The sequence below is a fragment of the Pseudomonas sp. FP2309 genome (assembly GCF_030687575.1).
Taxonomy (GTDB): domain Bacteria; phylum Pseudomonadota; class Gammaproteobacteria; order Pseudomonadales; family Pseudomonadaceae; genus Aquipseudomonas.
Genome location: NZ_CP117439.1, coordinates 105,927 through 118,572, shown reverse-complemented (window position 1 = coordinate 118,572; position 12,646 = coordinate 105,927). Strand labels below are relative to the sequence as shown.

Sequence of the window (12,646 nt, the reverse complement as noted above, 5' to 3'; positions counted from 1 at the left end):
AATGAATCACAAATTTTACCTTAGCCTGATCCGTTACCAGTGAAAGTAACGTTCAGTCTATCTTTCTATCACATACCCAAATTTTTAAAGAACGATCTAGTCAAAGACTAGAAATCAACATTCACCATCATCACAATGGAATGCTCATTTCTAAGCTTTCGTACGTCAGAAGCAGTAGTGGTGGAGCCAAACGGGATCGAACCGTTGACCTCCTGCGTGCAAGGCAGGCGCTCTCCCAGCTGAGCTATGGCCCCATATTTCTACAGGCGTTTCCCACACAAAATTGGTGGGTCTGGGCAGATTCGAACTGCCGACCTCACCCTTATCAGGGGTGCGCTCTAACCAACTGAGCTACAGACCCAATTTCGGGCTGCTTCTTATCGTCTTCTTCAATGAATCAAGCAATTCGTGTGGGAACTTATGGAGCAGCTGATGTCGTCGATTAAGGAGGTGATCCAGCCGCAGGTTCCCCTACGGCTACCTTGTTACGACTTCACCCCAGTCATGAATCACACCGTGGTAACCGTCCTCCCGAAGGTTAGACTAGCTACTTCTGGTGCAACCCACTCCCATGGTGTGACGGGCGGTGTGTACAAGGCCCGGGAACGTATTCACCGCGACATTCTGATTCGCGATTACTAGCGATTCCGACTTCACGCAGTCGAGTTGCAGACTGCGATCCGGACTACGATCGGTTTTGTGGGATTAGCTCCACCTCGCGGCTTGGCAACCCTCTGTACCGACCATTGTAGCACGTGTGTAGCCCAGGCCGTAAGGGCCATGATGACTTGACGTCATCCCCACCTTCCTCCGGTTTGTCACCGGCAGTCTCCTTAGAGTGCCCACCATTACGTGCTGGTAACTAAGGACAAGGGTTGCGCTCGTTACGGGACTTAACCCAACATCTCACGACACGAGCTGACGACAGCCATGCAGCACCTGTCTCAATGTTCCCGAAGGCACCAATCTATCTCTAGAAAGTTCATTGGATGTCAAGGCCTGGTAAGGTTCTTCGCGTTGCTTCGAATTAAACCACATGCTCCACCGCTTGTGCGGGCCCCCGTCAATTCATTTGAGTTTTAACCTTGCGGCCGTACTCCCCAGGCGGTCAACTTAATGCGTTAGCTGCGCCACTAAGAGCTCAAGGCTCCCAACGGCTAGTTGACATCGTTTACGGCGTGGACTACCAGGGTATCTAATCCTGTTTGCTCCCCACGCTTTCGCACCTCAGTGTCAGTGTTGGTCCAGGTGGTCGCCTTCGCCACTGGTGTTCCTTCCTATATCTACGCATTTCACCGCTACACAGGAAATTCCACCACCCTCTACCACACTCTAGTCAGTCAGTTTTGAATGCAGTTCCCAGGTTGAGCCCGGGGATTTCACATCCAACTTAACAAACCACCTACGCGCGCTTTACGCCCAGTAATTCCGATTAACGCTTGCACCCTCTGTATTACCGCGGCTGCTGGCACAGAGTTAGCCGGTGCTTATTCTGTCGGTAACGTCAAAACAATCACGTATTAGGTAACTGCCCTTCCTCCCAACTTAAAGTGCTTTACAATCCGAAGACCTTCTTCACACACGCGGCATGGCTGGATCAGGCTTTCGCCCATTGTCCAATATTCCCCACTGCTGCCTCCCGTAGGAGTCTGGACCGTGTCTCAGTTCCAGTGTGACTGATCATCCTCTCAGACCAGTTACGGATCGTCGCCTTGGTGAGCCATTACCTCACCAACTAGCTAATCCGACCTAGGCTCATCTGATAGCGCAAGGCCCGAAGGTCCCCTGCTTTCTCCCGTAGGACGTATGCGGTATTAGCGTCCGTTTCCGAACGTTATCCCCCACTACCAGGCAGATTCCTAGGCATTACTCACCCGTCCGCCGCTCTCAAGAGAAGCAAGCTTCTCTCTACCGCTCGACTTGCATGTGTTAGGCCTGCCGCCAGCGTTCAATCTGAGCCATGATCAAACTCTTCAGTTCAAACATCTTTGGGTTTTTAAGAAACCCTAAACTTGGCTCAGCAATCGTTGGTTACATCTTTGATTTCTCGCGGAGTAACTTGTGATGCTGATAATCTTGTTGACTATCAGTCTGACTCCACAAGCACCCACACGAATTGCTTGATTCAGTTGTTAAAGAGCGGTTGGTTAAGAGCTTTCGTCTCAACCGAGGCGCGCATTCTACAGCAGCCTCATTTGCTGTCAAGTGATTATTTTCAGAAGCTTTCGAAGATTTCTTCAACAACTTCAACCACTTGCGCTTCAGATCTCTCTTCAGCGGGAGGCGAATTCTACAGCGTTACACGCTGCTGTCAACACCTCTTTTTCAACTTCCTTTTGGCTTCGATGAACTGAAGCACCCTACTGCCGAAAACCGCCTAACTCATTGTTTACCAAAGAGTTTTCCGTTTCGACTGCGCCGGAAGTGGGGCGAATTATAGGCCTCCAGAATCTGGCGTCAACCATTTATTTTGTTTTTCTATCAAACTAACGAAACAGATTAAAAAACCACCAACATAGCCATCTATATATAGAAGAGACCCCCTAGACCACCCCAGCACCTCTTAGCGCGTCCACATGCAACGACCCCAAGCCCAATACCCTCTGTAATACCTGAGCCGTATGTTCGCCCAACAAGGGAGGCGCACTTCGATACTCTACCGGCGTCTTTGACAGGCGAATTGGGCTCGCAACCTGAGGCACCATCCCTGCTAATGCATGAGGCAACTGCATCGCCAATCCGCGCGCCTTGACCTGAGGGTCGGCAAACACCTGAGCAAGATCGTTGATCGGCCCACAAGGCACACCCACTTGTTCAAGCTGCGCCACCCACTCAGCCGTTGTCTTGAACACGGTAGCCTGGCGAATCAACGGAATCAGCAGCGCACGATTGGCCACCCGCACCTTATTAGAAGAGAAGCGCGGATCATCCGCCCACTGCGGCTGACCGGCCACCTCGGCGAACTTGCGAAACTGCCCGTCATTACCCACCGTCAGGATGAAGTCACCATCGGCCGTGGGGAAGTCCTGATAAGGCACGATATTCGGATGAGCATTACCGAGGCGCTTTGGCGAGACACCTGTCGTCAGGTAATTCATCGCCTGATTAGCCAGACACGCCACCTGCACATCAAGCAAGGCCATATCGATGTGCTGCCCGCCACCGTCATGATCTCTATGCGCCAGCGCAGCCAGAATGGCCACGGTCGAGTAGAGACCCGTAAGGATGTCAGTCAATGCCACTCCCACTTTCACCGGGCCAGCACCGTCATCACCTTCGGGGCGACCGGTCAGGCTCATGAGCCCGCCCAGCCCCTGAATCATGAAGTCATAACCCGCACGCCCCGCATACGGCCCTGTCTGCCCAAAACCGGTGATGGAGCAGTAGATCAATTCAGGATTGATCTCCTTGAGCGAATCGTAATCAAGCCCATACGCCGCAAGCCCACCTACCTTGAAGTTCTCGATAAGGATGTCGGACTTGGCCGCCAGATCCCGTACCAACTTCTGCCCCTCGGGTCGCGTAAAGTCGATAGTCACCGACTCTTTATTCCGATTGGCCGACAAGTAATACGCTGCCTCACTGGTATTTTCGCCATAAGCATCCTTGAGGAACGGCGGCCCCCAGGCGCGCGTGTCGTCGCCATTACCGGGACGCTCCACCTTGATAACCTCAGCCCCAAGGTCCGCGAGAATCTGACCAGACCAGGGGCCGGCCAATACTCGCGACAAATCCAATACTCGCAAATGCGAAAGCGCACCCATGCCCCTGCTCCTATTAATAGAACGCCTGAAGACCGGTCTGCGCACGCCCCAGAATCAAAGCGTGTACATCGTGGGTACCTTCATAGGTGTTGACCACCTCCAGGTTCACCAGATGACGCGCCACACCGAACTCGTCGGAAATGCCGTTGCCGCCCAACATGTCCCGCGCCATACGTGCAATGTCCAGGGACTTGCCACACGAGTTGCGCTTCATGATTGAGGTGATTTCCACTGCGGCCGTGCCTTCATCCTTCATGCGCCCCAAGCGCAAGCAACCTTGCAAGGCCAGCGTAATCTCGGTCTGCATGTCGGCCAGCTTCTTCTGGATCAACTGCGTCGCCGCCAAGGGTCGGCCGAACTGCTGACGATCCAGGGTGTACTGGCGAGCGGTGTGCCAGCAGAACTCTGCGGCACCCAGCGCGCCCCACGAGATACCGTAGCGCGCAGAATTAAGGCAGGTGAACGGCCCCTTCAAGCCACGCACATCCGGGAAGATGTTTTCTTCAGGCACGAATACGTTATCCATCACGATCTCACCGGTGATAGAGGCACGCAGGCCAACTTTGCCGTGTATTGCCGGTGCACTCAGGCCTTTCCAGCCTTTCTCCAGCACAAACCCACGGATATCGCCGGCGTCGTCTTTACCCCACACCACGAACACGTCCGCGATCGGACTGTTGGTGATCCACATCTTCGCGCCGGTCAGGCTGTAGCCACCGTCCACCTTGCGCGCACGAGTAATCATCGCGCCGGGATCTGACCCATGGTCAGGCTCGGTCAGACCAAAACAGCCGATCCATTCGCCGGAGGCCAGCTTCGGCAGGTACTTCTGCTTCTGCGCTTCGGTACCGAACTCATTGATCGGCACCATGACCAGCGAAGACTGCACACTCATCATCGAACGATAACCAGAGTCGACGCGCTCAACCTCGCGCGCAATCAACCCATAGCAGACGTAGTTCAGGCCGCTGCCGCCGTACTGCTCGGGGATCATCGCGCCCAGCAGGCCGGTTTCGCCCATCTCGCGAAAGATCGCAGGGTCGGTCTTTTCATGACGGAAAGCTTCGAGTACACGTGGCGCCAGTTTGTCCCGGGCAAATTGCTCAGCACTGTCGCGCACCATGCGCTCTTCTTCGGTGAGCTGTTGATCCAGCAGCAGCGGATCGATCCAGTTGAAGCTTGCCTTGCCAGCCATGAATAAGTCCTCGCAAAGAAAATCAGATGTCGTGGAGGGAGCCTAGGCCGCGAACGCGAGGAGAGCAAACGAGGTTTCCGCATAGGCTTGTGCTAATTTCTCACTTCGTAACACTAAAAAATGCGAAATATGGCTTTAACAAGTGAGAGCACGGTATATGCGCAGAAAAATCCCCAGCACAACCGCCCTTGTCAGTTTTGAAGCGGCAGCCCGCCACGAGAGCTTTACCAAGGCGGCCGTTGAGCTCTCCATTACACAAGGCGCCATCTGCCGACAGATCGCCAGTCTGGAGGAGTTTTTGAGTGTCGAGCTGTTTCGGCGCTCGCGACGCGGCGTAAAGCTAACGGAGGCTGGGCTGTCTTATAGTCGAAGAGTCGCAACGCAACTGGACGCTGTTGAGCGTGACACCCTGTCAGTGATGGGGCAGCAAGGCGCGAACACCATCGAGTTGGCCGTTGTACCCACCTTTGGGACGCAATGGTTAATCCCTCGCCTCAAGGACTTTCAACGGCGGCACCCAGAGGTGACGGTCAACCTTACGAACCGAACGCGACCTTTCCTGTTTGCAGACACTGAGTTTGACGCCGCGATTTACTTCGGCGATGCCGACTGGTCCGGCACAGAGTCCCACCGACTCATGGGAGAAAACCCCGTACCCGTGTGCAGCCCTCGACTCCTGGGTAAGCGCAAGCACTTCACCACTCAAGAGATCGCGCAGCTGCCACTGCTGCAGCAGACCACCCGCCCATACGCCTGGCGTCAATGGTTCAATGCCCAGCAATTGAACATTGCTCGCGACATGACAGGCCCACGTTACGAGCTATTCTCGATGCTGTCCCAGGCCGCGATGCATGAAATGGGCATCGCGCTGATCCCACCGTTCCTTATCCAACAGGAACTGGACGAGCAACAACTGGTGATCGCAAACCCGGAAACACTGAGCAGCTCGAAGGCTTATTACCTGATGATTCCTGACAGAAAAGTGGAGTCGGCCTCTCTGCATGCATTCAGGGACTGGCTGATTGACCAGTCGCGGAGCTACAGCCCCAGTAGATAAAGGACAAAGCAAATATTGACTCTGTAGTCAGCTAAATAATAAGCCTACAGATATACGTATATGTCGCATTTAAGCAGACTGTACCTATCGTCTTAAAAGAAGGCTTAACCCCATGATTTTCGTAGCTTACAGCGACGCCCGCGAGCCAATACCCGACTATTCACATCACCGATGAAAAAAGACACCGCCACGCAGATAATCTCCTTAATTAACTGTATTTAAAGGGATTATTCTTCATGATTGCGACAATCAGTCACAGGGTGACTTGTAGTTAATTTTTCGTCACCCGTCATAATCCCTTGAAGGCCATAAAGTTCGCCTGCAAAATGCCGCGCCCCGCTGTCATTTCAGCGGGGTCGTGCTGATCGGCCGCCCCAGTTGCGCCACTCGCGGCGCACTGGCCTTTTTACAAAAAGATCAAAAGCAAAAAGATCATGCAGGAGATTTGACGTGCACATTGGTGTTCCTCTCGAAACCCAGACCGGTGAAACGCGGGTGGCTGCCACCCCGGAAACCATCAAGAAGCTGATCGGCCAGGGCCATAAGGTCACTGTACAAAGCGGTGCCGGCCTTAAAGCCAGCATTGTCGACAGTGCCTATGCAACGGCAGGCGCGACCATTGGCAGCGCCAACGATGCGTTTGGCGCCGAGCTGATTCTTAAGGTGGTTGCACCCAGCGACAGCGAGCTGACGCTGATTAAAAGCGGCACCGTGTTGGTGGGCATGCTCAATCCGTTCAGCAACGAAACCATCGCCAAGCTGGCCGAGCGCGGCATCACCGCCTTCGCCCTTGAGGCTGCGCCACGCACATCCCGCGCCCAGAGCCTCGACGTACTGTCCTCGCAGGCGAACATCGCCGGCTATAAAGCCGTGTTGCTGGCCGCTCACCACTACCCACGTTTCATGCCGATGCTGATGACCGCCGCCGGTACCGTGAAGGCCGCACGCGTGCTGATCCTCGGCGCTGGCGTGGCAGGCTTGCAGGCCATCGCTACGGCTAAACGCCTGGGCGCAGTGATCGAAGCGTCTGACGTGCGTCCCGCCGTGAAAGAGCAGATCGAGTCCCTGGGCGCCAAGTTCGTCGATGTGCCTTACGAAACCGACGAAGAACGCGAATGCGCCGTTGGTGTCGGCGGTTACGCCCGCCCGATGCCCGCCAGTTGGATGCAGCGCCAGGCGCTTGCCGTGCACGAACGCGCCAAGCAGGCCGATATCGTTATCACCACCGCACTGATCCCTGGCCGCAAAGCGCCAACATTGCTCAGCGCCGAGACCGTCGCGCAGATGAAACCCGGCTCGGTGGTCATCGATCTTGCTGCCGCTCAGGGGGGCAACTGCCCGCTGACAGTTGCCGACCAGGTGGTAGTGGAAAACGGCGTGATTATCTGCGGCCCGACCAACCTCGCCGGCGCCGTCGCCGCCGACGCGTCGGCCTTGTACGCGCGCAACCTGCTGGACTTCCTGAAACTGGTCTTCACCAAGGAAGGGCAGTTTGAAATCAACCTCGAAGACGACATCGTCGCCGCGTGCCTGATGTGCCGCGACGGCCAAGTCATCCGCAAAAACGCCTAAGCAGGGATTCAGACGATGGAAGAGCTTATCTCCCCCGGTATCTACAACCTGATCATCTTCGTGCTGGCGATCTATGTCGGTTATCACGTGGTCTGGAACGTCACCCCAGCCTTGCACACTCCGCTGATGGCCGTGACCAACGCCATTTCCGCGATCGTGATCGTCGGCGCCATGCTCGCCGCTGCCCTGACCGTGACCCCGCTGGGCAAGACCATGGGCACCCTGGCCGTAGCCCTGGCGGCGGTCAACGTCTTCGGCGGCTTCCTGGTTACTCGCAGGATGCTTGAGATGTTCAAGAAGAAAGCGCCCAAGGTTAAAGAAGAGGTGCAGAAATAATGAGCATGAATCTGGTAACGACGCTCTACCTGATCGCGTCGATCTGCTTCATCCAGGCCCTCAAAGGCCTGTCGCACCCCACCACGTCGCGTCGCGGCAACCTGTTCGGCATGCTCGGCATGGCGCTGGCGGTGCTCACCACCGTGGGCCTCATCTATAAGCTCGGCGCTGAGCTTGCGACGGCCGGCATCGGCTACGTGATTGTCGGCCTGCTGGTCGGCGGCACCGCCGGTTCGATCATGGCCAAACGCGTTGAAATGACCAAGATGCCGGAGCTGGTGGCGTTCATGCACAGCATGATCGGTCTGGCCGCGGTGTTCATCGCGATCGCTGCGGTGGTGGAGCCGCAATCCCTGGGCATCGTCAAACACCTGGGCGACGCGATTCCTGCGGGGAACCGCCTGGAGTTGTTCCTGGGTGCGGCCATCGGCGCTATCACCTTCTCTGGTTCGGTGATCGCCTTCGGCAAGCTCTCGGGCAAGTACAAGTTCCGCCTGTTCCAGGGCGCACCGGTACAGTTCGGTGGGCAACACAAGCTGAACCTGATGTTAGGTCTCGCGACACTGGGCCTGGGCCTGGCGTTCATGTTCACCGGCAATCTGACTGCTTTTGCGCTGATGCTGGCCCTGGCGTTCGTGCTCGGCGTGCTGATCATCATCCCAATCGGCGGCGCTGACATGCCAGTGGTCGTGTCGATGCTTAACAGCTACTCCGGCTGGGCGGCGGCGGGCATCGGCTTCTCGCTGAACAACTCGATGCTGATCATCGCCGGCTCCCTGGTGGGCTCGAGCGGCGCGATCCTGTCGTACATCATGTGCAAGGCGATGAACCGCTCGTTCTTTAATGTGCTGCTCGGCGGTTTCGGCAACACGCCGGATGCCGCAGGCCCGGCGGGCTCGAAAGAGGCGCGCCCGGTTAAATCCGGCTCGGCTGATGACGCGACCTTCTTGCTGACCAACGCCGACACCGTGATCATCGTTCCAGGCTACGGCCTGGCGGTAGCACGAGCCCAGCATGCGCTGAAGGAATTGACCGAGAAGCTGACCCATCGCGGTGTGACCGTGAAGTACGCGATCCACCCGGTGGCAGGGCGGATGCCTGGGCACATGAACGTTCTGCTGGCCGAGGCGGAAGTGCCTTACGATCAGGTGTTCGAGATGGAGGACATCAACTCCGAGTTCGGCCAGGCCGACGTGGTACTGGTGCTGGGCGCAAACGATGTAGTCAATCCGGCCGCCAAGAACGATCCGAACTCACCGATCGCAGGCATGCCGATCCTCGAAGCCTTCAAGGCCAAGACCATCATCGTCAACAAGCGCTCGATGGCCAGCGGTTACGCCGGCCTGGATAACGAACTGTTCTATCTGGACAAGACAATGATGGTCTTTGGTGACGCCAAGAAGGTCATCGAAGACATGGTCAAAGCCGTCGAGTAACACTGCTTCAGCGCAATACTCCAAACCCCAGCCTCTTGTAGGCTGGGGTTTTTTATCGCCCCACGCTTTGCATGGGAGTGGATTAAGGGAGGCAATGTGTCGCGGTTGGCATGCCCCCATGAAACCCGACCAAAGGCTCTAAATCGCTGCCTCGCATTCGACCATGGTAGCGCGCCGAAATCTTTTGAAATCACTACACTGCCCACCTTGCTTCCGTAGCCTGAGATAACAATTCATGTACCGTGATCGTATCCGCTTGCCTTCGTTGTTGAACAAGGTCATGAGCGCGGCAGACGCCGCCGCACTGATCGAAGACGGCATGACCGTCGGCATGAGCGGCTTCACCCGCGCCGGTGAAGCCAAGGCCGTCCCCCATGCACTGGCAGAGCGCGCCAAGACGTCCCCGCTGAAAATCACCCTGATGACCGGTGCCAGTCTGGGCAATGACTTGGACAAGCAACTGACCGAAGCCGGCGTACTGTCCCGACGCATGCCGTTCCAGGTCGACAGTACGTTGCGCAAGGCAATCAACGCCGGCGAGGTGATGTTTATCGACCAGCACCTGTCGGAAACCGTCGAGCAACTGCGCAACAACCAACTCAAGCTACCGGACATTGCCGTAATCGAAGCCGTCGCGATCACCGAGCAAGGGCATATCGTGCCCACCACCTCCGTGGGCAACTCGGCCAGCTTCGCGATATTCGCCAAACAAGTGATCATCGAGATCAACATGGCGCACAACCCGAACCTGGAAGGGTTGCACGACATCTATATCCCGACCTATCGCCCCACGCGCACACCGATTCCGTTGGTAAAAGTCGATGATCGCATCGGCAGCACCGCAATTCCGATCCCGCCGGAAAAAATCGTCGCCATCGTCATCACCAACCAGGCGGACTCCGCCTCCACCGTGACGCCACCGGACAGCGACACCCAAGGGATCGCCAGTCACCTGATCAACTTCCTCAAGCAGGAAGTGGACGCCGGGCGCATGACCAACAAGCTTGGCCCGCTGCAGGCCGGTATCGGCAACATCGCCAACGCGGTGATGTGCGGTCTGATCGATTCGCCATTCGAAGACCTGACCATGTATTCGGAGGTGTTGCAGGATTCGACCTTCGACCTGATCGACGCCGGCAAGCTGAGTTTCGCCTCAGGCAGCTCGATCACATTGTCTGAGCGGCGTAACACCGACGTGTTCGGCAACCTGGAACATTACAAGGACAAGCTGGTACTGCGTCCCCAGGAAATTTCAAACCATCCTGAGGTGGTGCGTCGCCTGGGCATTATCGGCATCAACACCGCGCTGGAGTTCGATATCTACGGCAACGTCAACTCCACCCATGTCTGCGGCACCCGGATGATGAACGGTATCGGCGGCTCCGGAGACTTCGCGCGCAACGCGCACCTGGCGATCTTTGTCACCAAGTCGATTGCCAAGGGCGGCGCGATTTCCAGCGTAGTGCCAATGGTCAGCCATGTAGACCACACCGAGCATGACGTGGACATTCTGGTCACTGAGGTAGGCCTTGCAGACTTGCGTGGTCTGGCGCCGCGGGAACGGGCGCGAGTCGTCATCGATAACTGTGTGCATCCGGCCTACCGCGACGCGCTGAACAGTTACTTCGAGGCAGCCTGCGCCATCGGCGGCCACACCCCGCACATCCTGCGTGAAGCACTGAGTTGGCACATTAACCTGGAAGAAACCGGGCACATGCTCAAGGCGTGATTGATACAGATCCGGGCTGATGCAAACACAGTTTCATCAGCTCGGCTGCAACGCCATCACTTAAGCAAAAAACTGTACTGCTGTACCGGTCTTTTCCTACCGAAATATCCCACAACAATACTCAAAAAAGCCTATTTCGCACTGTTTCAGTGCGGACAGGTACAGTTGCCCCATTTACGTACAGTACAGCACCCATAAACAGTTAACTGGGCCCTCACAATACAGGTGAACTGTATCTAGAGAGTCTTGCGCGGGAAGAGGATCATTGGCATCAGTTAAACCACTACCTAATCCCGCCACAAGCGGAAGGATGTCATCATGGAACGTACACTCAGTTCCGAACTGTTCTCCGAAGAAAAATCTGTAAACAACCAAGCCGCCCTGCCTTTGCGCGTTCTGGCCAACCTGATGTTGTGGCAGCGCCGCATTTCCAGCCGCCACCAACTGGCTCGCCTGGATTCGCGTCTGCTGGCTGATGCAGGTATCAGCGAAGCTCAACGTTACGAAGAGCTGAGCAAGCCGTTCTGGCGCTAATTGGCGCCCGCTGGCCCTGACCCACCGGGTCCACTGCCAGCACTGATTTTTCAAAACAAAGCCCGCCCCGAGAGATCGGTGGTGGGCTTTGTTGTTTTCGGCGTCTGCGCTTCACAGGCTCAAACTGAACAAGCGATACAGTTTCGACATAACCACAATTAACCAGTACAGATTCATGAGTCGTACAAAATCTATCCGAATTGATACGCCGCGGCCTACTATCCAAACGGCACGTGGCAGAAACTCTGCGCCATCTTCATTGCTCACCTAATAGGAGTCACCCCTCATGTCCCGTCTTCGCCTGCTGAGTGCAGCTACCCTGTTGGCCCTTGCTGCCAACGCCAACGCGAGCAGCTTCATCGTGACGACCGACTCTATCGTCGGCGCGCTGAAGGCCACCTCCGACGCAACCTCAGATGCCACCTCGTCCCTGCGTGACAACAAAGTCGTGCGCGCAGCCCGTGATGACGCTGCCAGCTTTGTCGCCAGCGAAGGCGCGATCCGTGGCGTGAAGCTGGAGAGCGCCCTGGCACAGATCCGCCACCAAGCACCTCAACTCAACACCGCGACTGACGCACAACTGGCTCAAGCGATACTGGCTATCTAACCCAGAACGTAAAGGGAGCGCGGGCCGCTCCCGGACGCCTTTGCACTGGCCCTCGCCCGAGCATTGCGCTAGCCTTGGCGCTCGTTTTCAGTTGTCGAGTCCCATGGCTTTTTCATACCGCCTGTTCATTGCCCCTGTGCTGCTTTTTGTCTGCTGGTCGCCATGGGCTTCAGCCTTTGATTTGACCATCCAGAGCACCGTTGCGAGCGCATACGCCACCAGCAAGGTGACGTCGGCGCCCTTCGACCGCAAAGTCATCGTGGCCGCCCAGGATGACGCTGCCGCCTTCATCGCCACTGACGGCCGATGGCGAGGGGCACGGTTGGAGTCCGCGCTGGATTACCTGCGACGCACTCAACCAAAACTTCATGCAAGCGACCTTGAACTGGCGCAGGCAATTCTCGTCCAATAATCAT

Annotated in this window: 10 protein-coding genes, 2 tRNA genes and 1 rRNA gene; 8 read left to right on the top strand and 5 right to left on the bottom strand. The window is 56.4% G+C overall.

The window, feature by feature from the left end; genetic code table 11:
• Positions 1–178 precede the first annotated feature (178 nt).
• From PSH59_RS00575 to PSH59_RS00555, 5 genes are all read right to left on the bottom strand, one after another.
• Positions 179–254: transfer RNA gene (locus PSH59_RS00575), tRNA-Ala, on the bottom strand.
• A gap of 30 nt (positions 255–284) precedes the next feature.
• Positions 285–361, bottom strand: a tRNA-Ile gene (locus PSH59_RS00570).
• Between the two features lie 82 nt (positions 362–443).
• Positions 444–1,980 (bottom strand): 16S ribosomal RNA (locus PSH59_RS00565).
• Positions 1,981–2,543: 563 nt separating this feature from the next.
• Positions 2,544–3,764, bottom strand: a complete 1,221-nt coding sequence (locus tag PSH59_RS00560) for a CaiB/BaiF CoA-transferase family protein (protein ID WP_305394040.1) — start codon at positions 3,762–3,764, stop codon at positions 2,544–2,546.
• A 13-nt stretch (positions 3,765–3,777) separates the two neighbouring features.
• Positions 3,778–4,959, bottom strand: coding sequence for an acyl-CoA dehydrogenase (locus tag PSH59_RS00555; protein ID WP_248083353.1), 1,182 nt, complete (start codon positions 4,957–4,959; stop codon positions 3,778–3,780).
• Positions 4,960–5,116: 157 nt separating this feature from the next.
• Here PSH59_RS00555 and PSH59_RS00550 point away from each other — a divergent pair, with 157 nt between their 5' ends.
• The 8 genes from PSH59_RS00550 (at position 5,117) to PSH59_RS00515 (ending at position 12,642) form a co-directional block, all read left to right on the top strand.
• Positions 5,117–6,016, top strand: a complete 900-nt coding sequence (locus PSH59_RS00550) for a LysR family transcriptional regulator (protein ID WP_248083352.1) — start codon at positions 5,117–5,119, stop codon at positions 6,014–6,016.
• A gap of 450 nt (positions 6,017–6,466) precedes the next feature.
• Positions 6,467–7,588 carry a Re/Si-specific NAD(P)(+) transhydrogenase subunit alpha gene (locus tag PSH59_RS00545; RefSeq protein ID WP_305394039.1) on the top strand — a complete coding sequence of 374 codons (1,122 nt, stop codon included), beginning with the start codon at positions 6,467–6,469 and terminating at the stop codon, positions 7,586–7,588.
• A gap of 15 nt (positions 7,589–7,603) precedes the next feature.
• Entirely contained in the window at positions 7,604–7,924 is a 321-nt protein-coding gene (locus PSH59_RS00540) for an NAD(P) transhydrogenase subunit alpha (protein WP_025854291.1), read from the top strand.
• Complete coding sequence (locus PSH59_RS00535) at positions 7,924–9,360, top strand: NAD(P)(+) transhydrogenase (Re/Si-specific) subunit beta (protein WP_248083350.1); 1,437 nt, start codon at positions 7,924–7,926, stop codon at positions 9,358–9,360. Before PSH59_RS00540 ends, PSH59_RS00535 begins: the two co-directional genes overlap by 1 nt.
• Positions 9,361–9,595: 235 nt before the next feature.
• Positions 9,596–11,089, top strand: coding sequence for an acetyl-CoA hydrolase/transferase family protein (locus tag PSH59_RS00530; protein WP_248083349.1), 1,494 nt, complete (start codon positions 9,596–9,598; stop codon positions 11,087–11,089).
• 318 nt (positions 11,090–11,407) lie between these two features.
• Positions 11,408–11,623, top strand: coding sequence for a DUF1127 domain-containing protein (locus PSH59_RS00525; protein ID WP_248083348.1), 216 nt, complete (start codon positions 11,408–11,410; stop codon positions 11,621–11,623).
• A 286-nt stretch (positions 11,624–11,909) separates the two neighbouring features.
• The gene (locus tag PSH59_RS00520) at positions 11,910–12,230 is read left to right on the top strand and encodes a DUF2388 domain-containing protein (protein WP_248083347.1); all 321 of its coding nucleotides are present in this window, start codon (positions 11,910–11,912) and stop codon (positions 12,228–12,230) included.
• 103 nt (positions 12,231–12,333) lie between these two features.
• A complete protein-coding gene (locus tag PSH59_RS00515) occupies positions 12,334–12,642 on the top strand; it encodes a DUF2388 domain-containing protein (RefSeq protein ID WP_248083346.1) in 309 nt (102 codons plus the stop codon).
• The last annotated feature ends 4 nt before the right edge of the window (positions 12,643–12,646 follow it).